This is a genomic window from Hyphomonas sp. (assembly GCF_040882205.1).
Classification (GTDB): Bacteria; Pseudomonadota; Alphaproteobacteria; order Caulobacterales; family Hyphomonadaceae; genus Hyphomonas.
The window spans coordinates 1-17879 of sequence record NZ_JBBEBT010000245.1 but is presented as its reverse complement, the minus strand read 5'-3'; the positions used below and the strand labels follow the sequence as shown (position 1 = coordinate 17879).

Genomic DNA, 17879 nt, shown 5'->3' with positions numbered 1-17879 from the left:
GCCCGGCAAGCTGCTGAAATTGAAACTCGGCGGCAAAGAAGATCTCGCCCGCATTGAGGCCGTCCACGCCGCCCGACCCGACGCGCGGCTGATCCTCGATGCCAATGAAGGCCTCGAACCGGACACCTTCCCGGCCATCGCCCTGTCAGCAGCGAGGCTCGGCGTCGTGCTGATCGAGCAGCCCTTTCCCGCCGGCAAGGACGCCGCGCTGATTGGGCATCCCGGTCCGGTTGCTGTGTGTGCGGATGAAAGCGCGCATACCAGCGCCGACATCCAGACGCTCGCTAAATCCTATGACGCCGTGAACGTGAAACTCGACAAGGCGGGCGGCTTCAGCGAAGCCCTCGCCATGGTGCGCGCCGCGCGCCAGTCCGGCATGGGCGTGATGATCGGCTGTATGGTCGCCAGTTCCCTGTCGATTGCGCCCGCCGCCCTGCTCGCCGGCCTCGCCGACACCGCCGACCTCGACGGCCCGCTCTGGCTCGAAGAAGACATCGCCGATGGCCTTATGTTCCGTGAAGGGATCATCTCCCCGCCCAGCGCCGCGCTCTGGGGCTAGCGCACCGCCGCCTCATACGCCTCACTCGCCTCAAGCCAGACGGCTTCCGCCGCATCCTTCTCAGACACGAACTTTGCACGCTCCTTCAGCCGCTGACGCATCTCATGCGGCGGGATGTCGGGGCGGACGACCGCAACGTCCAGCGCCGCGATCTTTGCGGCGAGGCGCTCCATCGTTTTCTCCGCATCCTGAGCTTTCTTCCTGAGCGGCGCAGCCGCCTCGCGCGCCGCCGAAGCCTTGCGCCGCGCGTCCGCCTTGTCGCCGGTTTCCTCCGCAGCAGCCGCCTTTGCAGGCCCAGTCTTCTCGCGGTCCGTGCTCAGCACAAGCGTGCGATAATCATTGAGGTCGCCATCGTAGGCCGAAACCTTGCCGTCTTTGACCAGCCACAGCGCATCTGCCGTCGCTTCGGCAAGATACACATCGTGGGTAATCAGCAGGACGGCGCCAGCAAAATCATTGATTGCGTAGATCAGCGCCTCGCGGCTGTCGATATCAAGGTGCGAGGTCGGCTCGTCGAGGATCAGGATATGCGGCTTTTCCAGCGCGATCAGGCCGAGGATCAGGCGCACCTTCTCGCCGCCCGAAAGCGCCTCAACCTTGGTTTCCACCTTCTCGTGGCTGAAGCCCATCTGCGCGGCAACGGCGCGCTGCTTGGCCGGCGGCGTGCCATGCGGCAGGGCGCGCATGACGTGCTCGAGCAGCGTATCTCCCGCTGTCAGCTCGTCCAGCTGGTCCTGCGAGAAATACCCGATACGGACGGCTTTCGGCATCAGCCGCTTGCCCGCCATCAGCGGCAGGCGTTCGGCGATGGATTTCACCAGCGTTGTCTTGCCCTGCCCGTTGGTGCCGACAATTGCGATCCGGTCATCCGGGTCCAGACGAATGTCCACCCCGCTGAGAATGCGCATACCCGGGCCATACCCCAGCTCTGCGCCCTTGATCTCCAGCAGCGGCGGCGAAAGTTTCGAGTCTGGCGCCGGAAACAGGAAAGGCGTCGTGCGCTCGGCAATCGGGATAGACACGTCCTGCATCTTCTCCAGCATCTTCACGCGGCTCTGTGCCTGCCTTGCCTTAGAGGCCTTGGCGCGGAACCGGTCAACGAAAGACTGCAAATGCGCGCGCTCGGCGGCCTGCTTGGTGCGCTGGCTTTCCAGCTGCGCCAGTTTCGCCGCGCGCAGGCGCAGCCAGTCATCATAACCGCCCGGAGTGATCGACAATTTGCGATGCTCGAGTGCCAGTGTATGTGTGACACTCCGGTTCAGCAATTCTCTGTCATGGCTGACGATCAGAACCGTGTTCGGATATTTGCGCAGATAGCCTTCCAGCCAGGCCGCGCCTTCAAGGTCGAGATAATTCGACGGCTCATCGAGCAGCAACAGATCTGGCTGCGCGAACAGCGCCCCGGCAATCGCCGCCCGCATCCGCCAGCCGCCGGAAAATTCCCGCGTGGCGCGCGAGAGGTCCCCGTGCTTGAAGCCGAGACCCATCAGCACTTCCGCCGCCCGCGCCTCGGCCGACCAGGCGTCGATGTCCAGCAGGCGCGCATGGATCTCGCCAATCCGGTCAGGGTCCGTCGCCGTCTCGGACTCCGTCATCAGCGCATGGCGCTCAGCGTCCGCCTGCAGCACGACCTCCATGATCGTCTCGTCGCTCGGCGCCACTTCCTGCGCCACCCAGCCGAGCCGCGCGCCATTCTGCAGCCGGATCGGGCTGTCCTTGCCGGGCGCCGCGATCTCCTCGCGGATCAGCCGCAGCAGCGTCGACTTGCCCGTGCCGTTGCGCCCGACAAGACCGACCTTCCAGCCAGCAGAAATCCGCGCCGACGCGGCTTCAAACAGCGGGCGCGCTTCAACGCGGTAGTCGAGATTGCGGATTTCAAGCATGGCCGTCCCATACCCGCTCAAATCCAAAAAGACACGCTAAAAGCTCTGCAAAATGACATCGCTTCCATGTTGCCGCCATGCTCCATTGCCGCCATGTTGCAGTGCAACATTATTGACATGGATAGTCGCACTTTCCCCGTCCTTCTGGACAGCGGCGAGCCGGTCCAGCTGCGCCCGATCCGGCCCCGGGACGCAGGCCGCATGCGCGCTGGTATCGCCGCCATGTCGGACCATTCGCGGTATCTGCGCTTCTTCAATGGCTCGCAGACCATGCCCGATCATATTATCGACCGCCTTTGCGATGCAGACGGCTGGAAACACATCGCCTGGGGCGCAATTAACCCGTCAGCGCCGGACAAACCGGCCATCGGCGCGGTCCATGCTATCTGCCGCGGCGCCAGCAGTTAGGCAGAACTCGCGCTCGCCGTGCTGGATGACTGGCACGGCAAGGGGCTCGCGCGCCTGCTTCTCACGGCTGTCCTGGCAGATGCCCGCGCCGCCGGCATCACGCGGCTGACCGCCGGGACGCTGGCGGAAAACCGCGCCACGCGGCATCTCTTCCGCAGTCTCGGCGGCCTCTCGGCCACCCGCGACGCTCCAGTCGTCAGCTGCCGGTTCGACACCGAGACCGCAGCGCAGAAACTCGAACAGATCACGCCGGGCCCCGCTGGCGACGCGGTGCGCGCAGGCCTGAAAGCCGCCGCTGGGCAGGAATGCGAGCTGCCTGCCCGTTCCCGGCTTTCGGCCTGATCAGGCCGCGCCGTCGAGGATTTCCTTGAAGCCCGAAGGCGCATGCGGCCCGAGGAAAAGCTGCTCGAATGTGCCGATGCCTTCCGAGCCCGCGCCGTCCGGCCCCTTGTGCACCGCCTTGACAATCTCCTGAATGTGCAGGTTCTCCGGCGCCGCCCAGGGCGTCTTGCCGGGCGCGAAATCCTCGCGCACCACTTTCAACTGATCGCCCTGGAAGGCGCCGTGCCGCCAGACCGGGTGGCCATAGCCGATGCCCTTCATCAGGAAAGTGCCGAGCGGTGTAAATTCGACCGTATGCGGACGGCCTGACGGATCAGTGACCGACAGGGTCGCCGTCTGCATGCGCCGCGTGCCCTTGGCATAGCGCACGTCCATCACCGGATTACTGAGGTGGATGCCTTCGCCCTGCTTCGAGCCATCCATCACCAGCGAGGCGCGCTGGTTCCACGGCTCGCCCGCGCCGTCTTCGTTGACATGGAAGAACACCGAGAGGTTCGGAAAATTTGTCGGCGTCCATATCCAGTAGAATTGCGGCGGCATCGCCGGAATCGCCGGCTGCGGATCCGGCGCCCCGATCGGGCGTACCCCCCAGCTGCGGTCGCGCGTGCCGGTCCAGCTCTTGGGATCCACCTTGATCTCTTCGCCGTCCATCTTCAGCGTGCCCGACCAGCGGCCATTCTGCGTCATCCGCGTCAGGTCCATCATCATGCGCGGCCCGACCCGGCGCGTGAAGCGCGGCTCCTCGATCGGGAACGCGCGGCCGGTGAACTCCACGTCCAGCGCCAGACCCTCGGTCTCCTTCAGCGTCAGGCGCACTTTCTTAAGCGGCTCAACCACGCTAACTGACAACGGCCCGACGAACGTATCCATCCGCTCCATATTCAGCGGGCGAGACATGAACACCGAAGCCTGCTTGCCCCCGCGCAGGATCGAGACGGACGCGTCGATGATGTTAAGGTGCGGATAGACGCCCATCGCGGCGGCGAAGAACGTGCTGCCATCGGCGCTGTAGCCATTGAAAAAGAAACGATCATAGAAGTTGCGGTCCGAGCCGGCAAAGGCGACAGGTTCCGGCGTCTGGTGGATCGGGTATTCGTCTCCGGCGGTAAGCATGGCGCAGGCTTCCTTCCTTTGGGTGACCACTTGGCGGCGGGGTCGTTGACGCTAGGTTGGCGCCGGGCGCAGGCACAATCAAGCCTGCCGCCGGGAGACCCCGCATGACGAAGTTCAACGCCGACGAAGCGAACGCCTTCCTGGACTCGGCCTTCAAGGGCCGGGGCCGCCAGAACCAGGTAATCCTGATGGAGCCTGGCCGCGCGATTATGCGCCTCGAAGCGGACGAGACCCACCTTCGCCCCGGCGGATATATTTCCGGCCCCACCCAGATGAGCCTCGCCGACAGTGTCGCCTATATGGTGATCATGACGCAGACCGGGCTTGAGCCTATGGCGGTCACCAGCAATCTCAACATCAATTTCCTGCGCCCCTGCATCGGCACCGTCGTCGTGGCCGAAGGCAAGATGATGAAAATGGGCCAGGCACTCGCCGTCATCGATGTGGACATCCGCATCGAAGGCGCCGACAAACCCGCCAGCCACGCCATCGTCACCTACGCGCTGCCAAGAAAAGGCTGACCGCAGATGCTCGCCCGCCTAGCCGCCATTTTCGGGTTCGTCTCGGTCGCGCTCGGCGCCTTCGGAGCGCATGCGCTCGAGGCGCGCATCACATCCGAAGGCGCCGAATGGTGGCACACAGCAACCCTCTACGCCCTGGCGCATGCCGCAGCCGCACTCGCCGCCGGTCTCTCCGGCAAGGGCGGCAACATTGCGCGCGGCGGTGGTCTCATCCTTATCGGCGCCGTGATCTTCTCAGCCGCGCTTTACGCGATGGCTCTCGGCGCGCCGCGCTGGCTTGGCGCGGTCACACCGATTGGTGGATTGGGAATGCTTGCAGGCTGGGCGCTGATCGCCTTCGCGGCGCGGAAGCCGGGCTAGGAACCGGCCTTGCCTTCGGCGATGTAGCGGTCGGCAAGCCGGTCCGCGATGACGCGCGCACTGTCAATCTCGCGCGCGAAGGCCTCAGTCTCGGCTGCAATCGGCGTGACATCCATATCGGCGCGCACGGACACGAGGTCCAGCGCTTCCTGGAAACCGCGATGCGCCATCTGGGCGCGCACGAGCGCACGCTCGAAACTCATCACGTCGCCCCGGTTCGAGGCGTTCGGATTGGCGCTGAGCAAAACCGATTCGGCTTCGGCCGCCACGCTGGCAAGACCGATGCGCGCGCCCTGGCTGTCGGTGATAATCCGCGCAAGGATCAGCGACGGCGCTTTTGAATTCGCTTCGATGCGCGCGGCATAGAAACCGGGCGCGCCGGCGACCTGTGTGCGGCCATGCATCAGTGTGTCGGCAAGCGAGGCAAAACCGTCCGATTCCTCGACCCAGCCGGCCTTCACGACATCATCGCAATAGGCGTTCGAGGCCTGGCGCAATTCGGATTGGCTTCTGGTTAATGAGGTCTCAACCGACGCTTCGCCTGGCACAACCGAAACGGTTGCGCATCCCGCAAGAACGCCTAGGGATAGACACAGAAAAACGCTACGCATCAATACGCCACCCGCCAGCAGCTATTACCCCACCCGGTAAAACTGTATGGGCGGGGTTCAGATAAGTCCAGTCATGGGCAAGAAGCTAGCCGATTATAAGTGAAGAGCGCATGAATAGACGCCAGAGCCGCCGCATTCTCTACCATAGGCACGAGCCCTATGCTTCGGGGCGCCTGCGCGTCTCGCCGCTGCACGAGATATACTGGGAAGAATCAGGCAATCCGAAGGGGATCCCGGTCGTTGCCCTGCATGGCGGCCCCGGCGGCGGCTCCAGCCCGGAAATGCGCCGATTCTTCGATCCCGAGCGTTACCGCATCTTCCTTTTCGACCAGCGCGGGTGTGGCCGCTCCACCCCGCACTCGGAACTTGAAGGCAACACGACCTGGGACCTCGTCGATGACATCGAAGCCCTGCGCAAGCACGCCGGCGTCTCCAGCTGGCTCGTCTTCGGCGGCTCCTGGGGCTCCACGCTCGCCCTGGCTTATGGCGTCACCCATACCAGCCGCGTCCTCGGCCTCGTCCTGCGCGGCATCTTCCTCGTCTCGAAATCCGAGATCCGGTGGTTCTACCAGGAGGGCGCCAGCCGCCTCTTCCCGGACGCCTTCGACCGCTACATCGCCCCGATTCCCGAGGCCGAACGCGGCGATCTCGTCACCGCCTTCTACAAGCGCTTGACCGGCAGCGACGCGGCCGCCCGCATCGACGCGGCCCGCGCCTGGGCCCGCTGGGAGGGCCAGACCCTCTCCATAAAGGGGCCCGTTACCACGCCGCCGCGCTTCAATGAGGATGATTTCGTTGACGCCTTCGCCCGAATCGAGTGCCACTATTTCATTAATGATGGCTTCTTCGAGCGCGACAACTGGCTGCTCGAACAGGCGAATCTGAAGCTGCAATCGACCCCCGGCGTGGTGGTCCACGGCCGCTATGATGTGGTCACGCCGCTCTCAACCGCCTGGGATCTCTCCAAGGCCTGGCCGAAAGCGGAACTGCACATTGTGCCCGACGCCGGCCACTCCTCGATGGAACCCGGCATCATCGACCGTCTTGTTCAGGCCACGGACGATTTCGCAGACCAGCTGGCGGTCCGGTCACGGGCTTAGGGGACTTGATCGGAAGGTCGCCTTTTGGCCGATTGTGTTGAAAAAGCCCCAAAAGCCCGAATAATCGAATTTTCCGTCCGTATACGGAATATATTGTACCTTGTAATTATTTGGTTTTACTGCTCCGCACTCGCAGTGAATTTACGAGCTTCGATTTTTCCAACACAATCGGCGATTTCCTACCGCTCGCGCAGACGCCCGAACCGCCCGCACCCTAACCCGCCACAGGGTCCGCGTCCGGGCCGGGTACATAGCCCGGGCGTCAGGCGTCCTTACGGAACGCGACGCCCTCGAAGGCGCCAGACGTGCGCCAGCCCTCAATGTAATTGAAGAAGGCCACGGCGCCCGCGGGATATCCGACGAAGTAGCGTGCCTGCGGACCGGGGTCGCGGCCTTCATTGTTGTAATAGCCCGGCGTGCAGTCGGGCGAGCCGATCATCAGGCCCATGCCTGACAGCAGCAGGTTCACCCACTCGTCCTCAGCCTGTTTGCTGACCTCGACTTGCCTGGCGCCCGTCGCTTCTGCGTGGCTGACGATCAGGGAGATCGTCCGCGCTGAGTCGACGAGGTTATGCGGGTAGTTGTAGATGAGGTTGGCCGCCTGCGTCGCCTGGACGAGGAAGGCGTTCGGGAAGTTGTGGACGTGCATGCCGTGCTTTGTGCGCATGCCGTCGGCCCAGTATTGCGACAGCGTGACACCGCCGCGGCCCTTGGGATCAAAGCCGGTGCGCCGCTCCAGCGGCGTGCCCACTTCGAAGCCCGAAGCGTAGACGATGCAGTCCACCTCGTACTCCACACCGTTCACGACGACGCCTTTTTCAGTGATGCGTTCCACACCCTGGCCATCGGTATCAATGAGGTGTGCCGCGGGTTCGTTGAACGCCTGCAGGTACTGGTCGTGGAAGCAGGGCCGCTTGCAGAGCTGGCGATACCAGGCCTTCAGATTTTCGGCGGTTTCGGCGTCCCTCACGACCGTTTCGGCGCGCTGGCGGATCTCCTCCATCTTCTCGTGGTCGGCGTCCTCATAGGCGGCCAGCATCCCCATCGGGTTGCGCTGATCGGCCGGCAATTGCAGGATGCGGTTGCGGATGCGCTTGGCGAGATCCGTCCAGCCATCCTGCACAAGGTCCTCGGGCGCCATGCCGATACCGGCCTGGTTCTGCGTGAAGTTTTCAAGCCAGCGCTGTTGCCAGCCCGGCGTCGCGATCGAGGCGAACCACTCGGGATCAATCGGACGATTGTCGCGCACATCAATCGACGAGGGCGTGCGCTGGAAAACGTAGAGCGCCTTGGCGGCGCGCGCGAGATGCGGGACGACCTGCACGGCGGTCGCGCCAGTGCCGATGATCGCGACGCGCTTGTCCTTGAGCTTGTCCAGCGGCGCGCCGTTCGGATCGCCGCCTGTATAGTCATAGTCCCAGCGGCTGGTGTGAAAAGCGTGGCCTTTGAAGTCCTTTATGCCGGGAATGCCGGGCAGCTTCGGCGTATTCAGGGGGCCGGTGCCGAGGCCGATGTACTTTGCCGTGAAGTTGTCGCCGCGGTTCGTGCGGATGACCCAGACGCTGCGCGCCTCGTCCCAGGAAAGTTCCTCGATGACAGTGTGGAAGAGGGCATTCTCGTAAAGCCCGTAATGCTGTCCGATGCGCTGGCACTGCTGCAGGATTTCCGGCGCGTGCGCATACTTCTCGCTCGGCATGTGCCCGGTCTCTTCGAGCAGCGGCATGTAGATCATCGAGGCGGTATCGCACTGCGCGCCGGGATAGCGGTTCCAGTACCAGGTGCCGCCGAAGTCGCCGCCTTTCTCGATGATGCGGACGTCATTGATCCCGGCTTCCTTCAGGCGGGCGCCGGTCACCAGGCCGGCAAAGCCGCCGCCGACGAAGGCAAAGGTGACGTGGTCTGTCTTGGGCGCGCGCGGCGTGACCGGCGTATAGGGGTCTTCAAGGTATTCGTCGAACAGGCCGGCAATCCGGGTGTACTGGTCATTGCCGTCGGTGCGCAGGCGCTTGTCGCGCTCGGCGCGGTAGCGTTCGCGGATCGCGTCCTTGTCGATGGGCCTGCGTTGGATCTGCGCCGCGTCGTCCGCCATCGTGGTACCCTATCCCGTTCATCCTGCGCCCTGCTCGGCGGTCAGCGGGAAACATAACCGATCAGGCCTGTCTGCCTAGCCGTGACCCAAGGGCGCCGGTCCCGGAAAAATCATGCTGGCGGCAAACGGTGGCGGACTGCGCCCTATTGCGCCGGCGGCGGCGTCCAGTTCGGGCCCAACAGGGATTCCAGCGCGCCCGGCAGCGGCACGTGGTACTGGTCCTGGATCTTGTCGAGGAAGCCGAAGATCAGGATCACGCCGATGAAGGGCGGCACGAACCAGCGCATCAGGAAGCGCCAGACGTTCATGATCAGGCCTTCGCCGAGTTCCGACACCAGCATGTCGCGGCTCAGCACCCAGCCGGCAAAGATTGCAGCGAGCAGGCCGCCCAGCGGAAGCAGCAGCCCCTCGGTGATGAAGTCCATGAAGTCGAGATAGTCGAGCGAGAAAACATACGCCGCGCCGATCATGAACAGCACGAAGCCGATCCCTGCGGCCGCGCCGATCCGCGTTACGCCCTCGCGTTCCTCAAGCCAGGAGACGCCGACTTCCATCAGCGAGATCGACGAGGTGAAGGCCGCAAACAGCGCCAGCGAGAAGAACACGATGGCAAACAGTGTACCGCCGGGAATGGCCTCGAAGGCCACCGGCATCGACACGAAGAACAGGCTCGGGCCCTCCGCAGGATCAAGACCGGCGGCGAACACGATCGGGAAAATGGCGAAGCCCGCGATCAGGGCCACGAAGGTGTCTGACGCCGCAATGACGCCGGAGGCGCGCGGGATGTTCGTCTCCTTGGTGAGGTAGGCGCCATAGGTGATCATCAGGCCTACGCCGACGCCGATGGAGAAGAAGGCCTGGCCGAGCGCCGCCAGCAGCGTCTTGAACCCGACATCTTCCCATTTCGGCTCAAAGATGAACGCGAAGGTGCGGGCCGTGTCGCCATTGGCGACCGCGAAGCCGACCACTACGACGAGCATAATGAAGAACAGCGGCATCAGGATGGTCGCCGCCTTTTCGAGCCCGCCTTTGACCCCGCGCCCGACAACCACCACGTTGGCGGTAATGAACAGCGCGAGCAGCATCAGCATGTACCAGCGCGACTGCATCGGCATCTCGCCCTCGCCGATGGTGTTGAGGAAATTCTGGCCGGATTCCGCCGCCGTCGTCCCGCTCAGGTCTCCGCCGATGGCCTGGATGATGTAGGCCAGCAGCCAGGACGAAATCACCATGTAGAAAGTCAGAATAAAAAACGCTGTCAGCGACCCGATCCACGCCACGATGCCCCAGTTCTGGCTGCGGTTCTCGGCCCGCGCCAGCGACTGCACGCCCTCGATGGCCGACATACCGGATTTGCGCCCCATGGCGTATTCGCCCATCATCAGCGGCAGCGCGATCAGCACAACGCAAAAGATATAGATGAGGATGAACGCCCCGCCGCCATTCGCGCCGGCAGTATAGGGAAAACGCCAGAAATTGCCGAGTCCCACCGACGAACCGATGGCCACCATAATGAAGGCGAACCTCGAACTCCAGTTTTCAGTCTTGCGGCCAATCTCTGCCATGAATCGCGCTCCCCGAGGCAATGTTTGGCCGGACCCTAGTCAGAAAGGGTCAAAAATCAACGGCCATTCCGGGCGAGAGCGCTAAAACAATCCGCGGGCCGACAACTTCTCGTCCTGGTGCAGGTGCGCCGACAGGATCAGCCCGAAACAGGCCATCACCGTGATCAGCGCCGTGCCGCCATACGAGATCAGCGGCAGCGGCATGCCCAGCACGGGCAAGAGGCCCACGACCATCCCTGTATTGAAGATGGCGAAGAAGGCAATCGTCGAGGTCGCCCCGATGGTCGCCAGCTTGCCGAACCAGCTTTTGTTGCGCGCCGCGACCATAAGCGACCAGGCAAACAGGAACGCAAACACGGCGAGCAGGCCCACCGCGCCAAGGAAGCCGAACTCCTCAGCGATGATCGTCAGGATGAAGTCTGTGTGTTGCTCGGGCACGTATTCCTGCTGTGACTGGATACCCTGCAGATAGCCGCGCCCGCTAAGTCCACCGGCGCCGATGGCAATCTTCGCCTGCTCGATCTGGTAGCTCTCGCCGAGGCCATTCGTCGCCTCTCCGGTAATCCCGGCAATCAGCGTATCGACGCGCTCGCGCTGGTAGGGCTCCAGCACGAAGGCATAAATCGCCGGTACAGACGCAAGGCCGATGACGATGGCGCCCGCCACATAGCGCATCGCAATGCCGGCAAAGAAGATGATCATTGCGCCGGACGCTGCCAGAGCCAGCGCGGTCGAGAGGTTTGGCTGCTTGAACACCAGCGCGGCCGGGATCAGCATGATCAGCAGCGCGCCGCCATGCACCCACAGCGGCGGGCTCTGACCGCTGGTCGGCATGGCGCGCTGGTAATAGCTTGCCAGCGCCATGGTGACGGCGAGTTTCGCCGGCTCCGACGGCTGCAGGATGATCGGCCCGATCTTCAGCCAGCGCGCCGCGCCGCCGCCCATCACACCGAAGAAATCGACCAGCACCAGCAGCACGATCACGGCTGCATAGGCCGGCCAGGCAAGCCGCGCCCAGAGGCCCAGCGGCAAGAGTGCCAGCGAGATCATCAGCACAAAGCCGACTGCGAGGCGTGACAGGTGATCGCGCCAGAGGCCCGCCTCTTCCGGCGAAGGCGCCTGCGCCACAGGGTCCCAGCCGACCGAGAAGAGCATCGCCGCCCCGGTCAGCCCAACGCCGACGATCAGCAGAATGATGCTCCAGGGCAGGCGCGCGACCTTGCCGAGCGGACCAAGATTGGAGAAACGCAGCGCGCTGGCCGTCGTCGCCCGCGCCTCGCCGCGCGTAAAGCCGGTATAGCCCTCGCGACTCATGCCGGGTCTCCTTCCGGCACACCGTCCGTATCCTGAGTTTTTACCGCCGCGCGCTTGGCATAATCGGGTGTGCGCCCACTGTTCATCTTGATGGCGGCCGCGAGGATATCGCGTCCCACCGGCGCGGCGGTGCGAGAGCCGCCCTCGCCGTGTTCAACGATCACCGACACCGCATATTTCGGATTTTCGGCCGGCGCATAGGCAACGAACAACGCATGGTCGCGAAGCTCGCGCGCAATCGATGCACCGCCCCGGATGCCCTTGGAGCGCTCTTCTGCCGTAATGCGGCGCACCTGCGCCGTGCCCGTCTTACCGGCGAGGCGCGGACCGCCAAGGCCAAGATCGCCCGACCGGTAACCCGTGCCGCCGGGCTCGGAGGTCACGCCGAACATGCCGGCCTTCTGTATTTGCATGATCTCCGGATCGAGCGGCGCATCCAGAACCTTGTCTTGCGGCGAGGGCGGCCCCAGCCCGATCAGGTTCGGCTTGATCGGCGCGCCGGTCGCGGCGATCCGCGCCGTCATCAGCGCCAGCTGCAGCGGCGTCGTGCCTAGCTGCCCCTGGCCGATCCCGAAGTTCAGCGTCTCGCCTTCGAACCAGGGCTCGCCCCGCGCCGCCAGCTTCCATTCCGGATCCGGCACGAGGCCCGAGCGCCCGCCCGTCATACCCAGCACAAAGGTCTCGCCGAAGCCGAACTTGTGCGAGACTTCCGCAATCTTGCGCACGCCGGTACGCCGCGCGATCTCGTAAAAATACACGTCGCACGATTGCTTGATCGCATTGTGCATGTTCATCGTGCCGTGGCCGCCTTTTTTCCAGCAATGCCAGGTGCGGTTGCCGAATCGGTAGGATCCGGGGCAGCGCACGGTATCAGTCGTCTTCACAACGCCCGCCTCCAGCGCGGCGGTCGCCACAACCATCTTGAAGGTAGAGCCCGGCGGATAAACCCCGCCATGGGCGCGCGGATAAAGCGGCGCCATCGGATTGTCGCGCAGCTCGGCATAGTCCTTGCCGGATATTCCGTTCACGAACGAATTTGGATCAAAGGCCGGCGTCGACACCATCGCCAGTACATCGCCGGAGGTTACATCTACCACGACCGCTGCGCCGCTCTCGCCTTCGAAGCGTTCGATGGCGGTCCGCTGCAGCTCGGAATCGATGGTGATATAGAGGTCCTTGCCTGAAACGGCGGCCGTCGACGGATCCTGCTCCAGCTCCTGCATCGGCCGGCCATGCGCATTGGTCACGACCCGCCTGCGCCCGGGGCGTCCGCGCAGCCAGTCTTCAGCAAACCGTTCCATGCCCTGCCGTCCGACCCGGATATCCGGATGGCGAAGCAGGTCCTCGAAGGTTTTCATTTCGGCGCCGGTGCGCTCTTGCGCCATGCGCGTGATATCATCGGAGCTCGCGCGGGCGACATAGCCGAGCACATGCGCAAAATCCCGGCCCCGCGGATAGGACCGCGTCGACGCCATCTGGACATCCACGCCTTCCATCTCGACCGCGCGCACGCGCAGGCGCGCAAATTCCTCATAGCTGAGTTCCTGAACCACCGTGACAGGCAGAAAGCTCGCGCGGCGAAGACGATTGTTCTGGATTTCCTGCAGCACGCGCTTCACGCGCTCCTCCGGCAGGTCGATGAACCGGCCGAGCTGCTTCAGCGTTGCGGCCGGATCACTGAGACGTTCCGGCACAACCGACACACGCCCGGCCTGACGCTGCGAGGCGAGCGGGCGGCCGAACCGGTCGAGGATTTCCCCCCGCTCCGGCGGTGCCAGCACGAGGCGGATATGGTTCTCCGCGGCCAGTTTTTCGTAATGCTCGGCCTCAAGAAATTGCAGCTGCGACAGGCGCGCGACCAGCGTCGCAAACACCACACCGCCCGCCCCCATGGCCAGCAACAGGCGCCGCTCGAAATCCGCTTCGGGGCTCTGTCTGCGGGCCATCAGGTGCCTCCCGGCGATTCGCCCGGCCGGCGGCCGAGGTCAAACATCTGGTTGCCGATCGCGTAGACCGCGCCGGTGGCGATGAAGCTCGTCATCAAGGGCCAGGCGCGCACCAGATGGTCGCCCGTGATGCTGGCAAAGCCCCAGACCAGCAGGAAGGCCACGATCAGCATCACCGCGGGACCGACCACCGCGACCAGCATGTCGCGCATACCGTCCGACTGCTCGGCAATCCCGGCGCTGAGGCCGTAGACGAGCAGGTTGATCATTGCGAAACAGCCGAGCGGCGCATTCGAAACGATGTCCTGCATCAGGCCGAACAGGACGAGCAGCACCATCGGGCGCAGCGCCAGGCCAACCCGGCCCCAGCCCATGGCGCCCCACAGCGCGGCAAACGGCCAGGCGAGCGGAATCCCGAAGAAGGCTTTCGGCGTCATGCCGAGTACGCCGACGATGGCAATGATGGCCGCGCCGAATACTAGACGCGGGCTGGGGCCGGACTGGCTCCAGAGCGTGCGCTGCTTGCGGTTTTTCGTTTTGACCGCCATCGGCTATTCACCTTCCTGAGGCGGCACGGCGGGAAGCCCGACCGTATTGGGGTCTGCCTCCGAAGACTGCGTTGTAACTTGCGGTGCCGGCGGCTCGCTCGCGGCGGCCACCACGGGCGGATCGGACGCGGCAGGACGGGCTGGCTGCGGCACCGGGCGCGCGGTAGCGACTGGCGGCGTTGGTGTTTCCTCGGCCACCACCGGCTCCGGCGGCAGGTCCGATTCCGGCACCGGCTCGACGATTTCCGGCGGCGCGATCATTCGCACATAGCCGCTCGAATGGTCGCGCATCGCCAGGCGCACGATCCAGTCGCCGCCCTGCTTCGTCGCCGTGCCGGCTACGAGGCCGCGCGGGAACGCGCCCCCTTCGCCGGAGCTGAGAACGCGCTCGCCTTCAATGAAATCAGCCGCTTCCGGCAGGTCCTTCAACACGCCCCGGTCGCGGTCCTTGCCCTGCAGGATGGCGCGCACGCCGCTCACTTCGCCGAGCACCGGCAGCTGGCTCTGGTAATTGCTGACCAGCAGGATGCGCGACGACCGGTCACCCAGCTGGATGACCCGGCCGACAAGCCCGCCTTCATTCATCGCTACCGCGCCCGGCGCCACGCCTTGCAGGCTGCCGGCATTCGCCAGCACGGTCTGCGCAAACGGCCCGTCGATCACGGTCGTGATCCGCGCAGTTACACCGCGTTCCGGCGGCTCGCCCATCAGGTTGAGGATTGTCTCGTAGGCTTCCATCCGCTCGGCCATCGAGATGGCAGCGGCCTTGTAGCGCGCGAGATCGCGCACTTCGTTTTCAAGTTCCCTGATCCGGCGTTCACGGTCCGCCTGTCCGCTGACCTGCGCCCAGATGCTGGTGTCAGAGGGCGCGCCGATCCGGTCGCTGATGGTGGTACGTGCCGGCACGAAGAAGCTCGCGATCTGCGGCGCCGACTGGGCCACGATCAATGCGAGCGCGCCAAAGATCAGGATGCCCAGCGTAACCCGCCGCGCGCCTGATTTCTGACTGGAACGGCCGGAACGTGCCATGCCTCAGGCTCCCTGCAATGCCCGTAGCCTAGACTTCCGGGCAGAGAACACTCTTCATCTTGGAGTAATTCTCGAGGACCTGTCCACAGCCGTTGACCACACACTTCAGCGGGTCGTCGGCAATCATCACCGGCAGCTGGGCCTGGTTGCGGATCACCGTGTCGAGGTTGCGCAGGAGGGCGCCGCCGCCTGTCAGGACGATACCCCGGTCCACGATGTCAGCCGCCAGTTCCGGCGGCATCGCTTCGAGGGCGATTTTCACGGCGTCGATGATATCGGTCACCGGCTCGCGCAGCGCTTCGGCGATCATCGCCTCGGTGATTTCGGTTTCCTTGGGCACCCCGTCGAGAGTGCCGCGGCCGCGCACGGTCAGCGCCATGCCGGTGCCATTTTCCGGCGGCATCGCGGTGCCGATTTCCTTCTTGATCCGTTCAGCCGACATTTCGCCGATCAGGATCTTCTGCTCACGGCGCAGGTAGTTGACGATGGCCTGGTCCATTTTGTCACCGCCGACGCGCACCGAGCGCGAATAGACAATGCCGCCGAGGGACAGAACGGCCACTTCCGAGGTGCCGCCGCCAATATCGACAACCATCGAACCGGCCGGATCATCGATCGGCAGGCCGGCGCCGATTGCGGCGGCCATGGGTTCTTCAATCAGTTCGACATGGCGCGCCCCTGCGGCCAGGGCTGACTGATGGATGGCGCGGCGCTCAACGCTGGTGGCGGAGCTCGGCACGCAGATGATGATCAGAGGAGACACGAACGCCCGGCGGTTGTGAACCTTCCGGATGAAGTGCTTGATCATTTCCTCGGCGACCTCGAAGTCGGCAATCACGCCGTCGCGCATGGGGCGGATCGCCTCCATGTTGACCGGGGTCTTGCCCAGCATGTTCTTCGCCTGCTCGCCGACCGCATAGACGATCTTGCGCCCGCCCTGCGTCATGTACGCTACGACCGAAGGTTCATCGAGCTGGACGCCCTGACCCTTCACGTAAACGAGCGTGTTGGCTGTTCCAAGGTCGATGGCCATGTCTGTTGAGAGCAGGCCGAGGAGGCTACCAATCATGTTCAATCGAGCTCTTTTCTATACGGATCGAACCGTTCCGTTCGTCCACATGCACTTGTCTGATCTCAGCCCTGTACACCATGTGCCGTTAACGCTCCTTTAAAGCAAGGCGCCGCCCGCAGTTTAATGGAACGCTTCGTTCAATAACCCGAAATCCCTTGTAAAATCTCAGGATCGGCCGCGCCCGCGCGATACGGCAACAGACCTAACGGAACGAATCGTTCTGATTCCGTTAACAAATACCCGGTTCGTGTTAACGCTTTGCTTGCCCGCGGTAACACCGGCGCACCGCAATGGTTCGCAAGGTGAGCGGGAAATGAACGGATCGTTCGGATTTGGTTGATGCCGGATCTGGCAATCGTCACCCTGCAACGCCGGTGATGACATCGCGCCGCGGGACTCCCGCTCTACAGGCCCGGCGCAGATGGCCCGGCGCAGATGGCCCGGCGCAGATGGCCCGCCGAACCTCCCCTCCGGATGGGCCCCATTGTCACCCGGCGTTGCGAACTTCCCTTAAGCCGCCGTCACGAAGGTCGCGATGACCTTCTTGCGGCCGGTCTTGTCGAAGTCAACCGTCAGCTTGTTGCCCTCCGTAAAGGCAACCTTCCCGTAGCCGAACTTGTCATGAAACACCCGCGCGCCGACCGGGAAGGAGCCCGGCCCTGAAGACGTGGCGTTCAGGCCGGAAGCTTCGCGGGGCGGCGACCCCGCCGGCCGGCCGGCATTCTCCTTCAGCCGTTTCCAGCCGGGGCTTTGATAGTTCGAGCGCTCGCCGAGGTCCTCGACCGTGCCGATAAAGGCGGATTCGCCACCTGGTATGCCGGAATACCCCGTCTCCGAAACCGCATCGATATGTTCATGCGGCAACTCGTCGATGAACCGGCTCGGCAGTACCGATTGCCAGCGGCCATAGATCTGCCGGTTGGCCACGAATGAAATGTAACAGCGCTCGCGCGCCCGGGTGATGCCGACATAGGCGAGGCGCCGCTCCTCCTCGAGGCCGCGCAGGCCGCTCTCGTCCAGCGAGCGCTTGGAGGGGAACACTTCCTCCTCCCAGCCCGGCAGGAACACGACCGGCCATTCGAGGCCCTTGGCGCCGTGCAGCGTCAGGATCTGCGCCTGGTCATCACTGCCCGCGCCCGACGCGGCGTCCATCACCAGCTCCACATGTTCGAGGAAGCCCGCGAGCGTGTCGAACTCGCCCATCGCGCGGACAAGTTCCTTCAGGTTGTCGAGCCGGCCCTGCGCCTGCGGGCTGCGGTCCTTCTGAAGCATGTCGGTATAGCCGGACTCCTCGAGGATCATCTCGGCGAGCTCGGTATGCGGCAAGCCGGCGTTCAGCTTGTCGCGCCACAGATTGATCTGGTCGATGAACACGGCCAGTCCACGCCTGGCCCCGCCCTTTATCTCGTCCGTCTGCAG

Annotated in this window: 17 protein-coding genes; 6 read left to right on the top strand and 11 right to left on the bottom strand. The window is 64.2% G+C overall.

What is annotated here, in order from left to right; all coding sequences use genetic code 11:
• On the top strand, positions 1–559 hold a 559-nt coding region (locus WEA77_RS10400; protein ID WP_368067811.1), incomplete at its 5' end, for an enolase C-terminal domain-like protein.
• Here WEA77_RS10400 and WEA77_RS10395 read toward each other — a convergent pair.
• Positions 556–2442 carry an ABC-F family ATP-binding cassette domain-containing protein gene (locus tag WEA77_RS10395; RefSeq protein WP_368067810.1) on the bottom strand — a complete coding sequence of 629 codons (1887 nt, stop codon included), beginning with the start codon at positions 2440–2442 and terminating at the stop codon, positions 556–558. The genes WEA77_RS10400 and WEA77_RS10395 overlap by 4 nt on opposite strands.
• Positions 2443–2559: 117 nt before the next feature.
• Here WEA77_RS10395 and WEA77_RS10390 point away from each other — a divergent pair, with 117 nt between their 5' ends.
• The gene (locus WEA77_RS10390) at positions 2560–2850 is read left to right on the top strand and encodes a hypothetical protein (protein ID WP_368067809.1); all 291 of its coding nucleotides are present in this window, start codon (positions 2560–2562) and stop codon (positions 2848–2850) included.
• A gap of 18 nt (positions 2851–2868) precedes the next feature.
• Entirely contained in the window at positions 2869–3192 is a 324-nt protein-coding gene (locus WEA77_RS10385; protein ID WP_368067808.1) for an N-acetyltransferase family protein, read from the top strand.
• Here WEA77_RS10385 and WEA77_RS10380 read toward each other — a convergent pair whose 3' ends face one another.
• The gene (locus WEA77_RS10380; protein ID WP_368067807.1) at positions 3193–4305 is read right to left on the bottom strand and encodes a hypothetical protein; all 1113 of its coding nucleotides are present in this window, start codon (positions 4303–4305) and stop codon (positions 3193–3195) included.
• 104 nt (positions 4306–4409) lie between these two features.
• Here WEA77_RS10380 and WEA77_RS10375 point away from each other — a divergent pair, with 104 nt between their 5' ends.
• Both WEA77_RS10375 and WEA77_RS10370 read left to right on the top strand, forming a co-directional pair.
• Positions 4410–4826, top strand: a complete 417-nt coding sequence (locus WEA77_RS10375; protein ID WP_368067806.1) for a PaaI family thioesterase — start codon at positions 4410–4412, stop codon at positions 4824–4826.
• A gap of 6 nt (positions 4827–4832) precedes the next feature.
• A complete protein-coding gene (locus WEA77_RS10370) occupies positions 4833–5186 on the top strand; it encodes a DUF423 domain-containing protein (RefSeq protein WP_368067805.1) in 354 nt (117 codons plus the stop codon).
• Here the strand turns inward: WEA77_RS10370 and WEA77_RS10365 are convergent.
• Complete coding sequence (locus tag WEA77_RS10365; RefSeq protein ID WP_368067804.1) at positions 5183–5683, bottom strand: hypothetical protein; 501 nt, start codon at positions 5681–5683, stop codon at positions 5183–5185. The two genes, WEA77_RS10370 and WEA77_RS10365, sit on opposite strands and share 4 nt — an antisense overlap.
• A 224-nt stretch (positions 5684–5907) precedes the next feature.
• On the opposite strand from WEA77_RS10365, the gene pip reads away from it, so the two are divergent.
• On the top strand, positions 5908–6897 hold the full coding sequence (gene pip / locus WEA77_RS10360; protein ID WP_368067803.1) for a prolyl aminopeptidase: 990 nt from the start codon (positions 5908–5910) through the stop codon (positions 6895–6897).
• 262 nt (positions 6898–7159) lie between these two features.
• On the opposite strand, the gene WEA77_RS10355 is transcribed toward pip, so the two are convergent.
• The 8 genes from WEA77_RS10355 to WEA77_RS10320 form a co-directional block, all read right to left on the bottom strand.
• Entirely contained in the window at positions 7160–8986 is a 1827-nt protein-coding gene (locus WEA77_RS10355) for a flavin-containing monooxygenase (RefSeq protein WP_368067802.1), read from the bottom strand.
• A gap of 143 nt (positions 8987–9129) precedes the next feature.
• Positions 9130–10551 (bottom strand): sodium-dependent transporter, encoded by a 1422-nt coding sequence (locus WEA77_RS10350; protein WP_368067801.1) that lies wholly within the window; start codon positions 10549–10551, stop codon positions 9130–9132.
• Positions 10552–10632: 81 nt separating this feature from the next.
• Complete coding sequence (rodA, locus tag WEA77_RS10345) at positions 10633–11865, bottom strand: rod shape-determining protein RodA (RefSeq protein WP_368067800.1); 1233 nt, start codon at positions 11863–11865, stop codon at positions 10633–10635.
• Positions 11862–13811, bottom strand: a complete 1950-nt coding sequence (gene mrdA / locus WEA77_RS10340) for a penicillin-binding protein 2 (protein ID WP_368067799.1) — start codon at positions 13809–13811, stop codon at positions 11862–11864. Before mrdA ends, rodA begins: the two co-directional genes overlap by 4 nt.
• Positions 13811–14359: a hypothetical protein gene (locus WEA77_RS10335; RefSeq protein WP_368067798.1), complete on the bottom strand. Its 549-nt coding sequence runs from the start codon at positions 14357–14359 to the stop codon at positions 13811–13813. Before WEA77_RS10335 ends, mrdA begins: the two co-directional genes overlap by 1 nt.
• A 3-nt stretch (positions 14360–14362) precedes the next feature.
• The gene (locus WEA77_RS10330) at positions 14363–15388 is read right to left on the bottom strand and encodes a rod shape-determining protein MreC (protein WP_368067797.1); all 1026 of its coding nucleotides are present in this window, start codon (positions 15386–15388) and stop codon (positions 14363–14365) included.
• 28 nt (positions 15389–15416) lie between these two features.
• Positions 15417–16457, bottom strand: a complete 1041-nt coding sequence (locus tag WEA77_RS10325) for a rod shape-determining protein (protein ID WP_291204783.1) — start codon at positions 16455–16457, stop codon at positions 15417–15419.
• A gap of 513 nt (positions 16458–16970) precedes the next feature.
• Positions 16971–17879: 3'-5' exonuclease (locus WEA77_RS10320; RefSeq protein WP_368067796.1), on the bottom strand; the 909-nt coding region annotated here is incomplete at its 5' end.

Coding starts and splice junctions, on each gene's coding strand:
- WEA77_RS10330 (WP_368067797.1), bottom strand. CDS start 15,388: ATGGCACGTTCCGGCCGTTCCAGTCAGAAATCAGGCGCGCGGCGGGTT.
- rodA (WP_368067800.1), bottom strand. CDS start 11,865: ATGAGTCGCGAGGGCTATACCGGCTTTACGCGCGGCGAGGCGCGGGCG.
- pip (WP_368067803.1), top strand. CDS start 5,908: ATGAATAGACGCCAGAGCCGCCGCATTCTCTACCATAGGCACGAGCCC.
- WEA77_RS10335 (WP_368067798.1), bottom strand. CDS start 14,359: ATGGCGGTCAAAACGAAAAACCGCAAGCAGCGCACGCTCTGGAGCCAG.
- mrdA (WP_368067799.1), bottom strand. CDS start 13,811: ATGGCCCGCAGACAGAGCCCCGAAGCGGATTTCGAGCGGCGCCTGTTG.
- WEA77_RS10350 (WP_368067801.1), bottom strand. CDS start 10,551: ATGGCAGAGATTGGCCGCAAGACTGAAAACTGGAGTTCGAGGTTCGCC.
- WEA77_RS10395 (WP_368067810.1), bottom strand. CDS start 2,442: ATGCTTGAAATCCGCAATCTCGACTACCGCGTTGAAGCGCGCCCGCTG.
- WEA77_RS10380 (WP_368067807.1), bottom strand. CDS start 4,305: ATGCTTACCGCCGGAGACGAATACCCGATCCACCAGACGCCGGAACCT.
- WEA77_RS10325 (WP_291204783.1), bottom strand. CDS start 16,457: ATGATTGGTAGCCTCCTCGGCCTGCTCTCAACAGACATGGCCATCGAC.
- WEA77_RS10370 (WP_368067805.1), top strand. CDS start 4,833: ATGCTCGCCCGCCTAGCCGCCATTTTCGGGTTCGTCTCGGTCGCGCTC.
- WEA77_RS10375 (WP_368067806.1), top strand. CDS start 4,410: ATGACGAAGTTCAACGCCGACGAAGCGAACGCCTTCCTGGACTCGGCC.
- WEA77_RS10355 (WP_368067802.1), bottom strand. CDS start 8,986: ATGGCGGACGACGCGGCGCAGATCCAACGCAGGCCCATCGACAAGGAC.
- WEA77_RS10390 (WP_368067809.1), top strand. CDS start 2,560: ATGGATAGTCGCACTTTCCCCGTCCTTCTGGACAGCGGCGAGCCGGTC.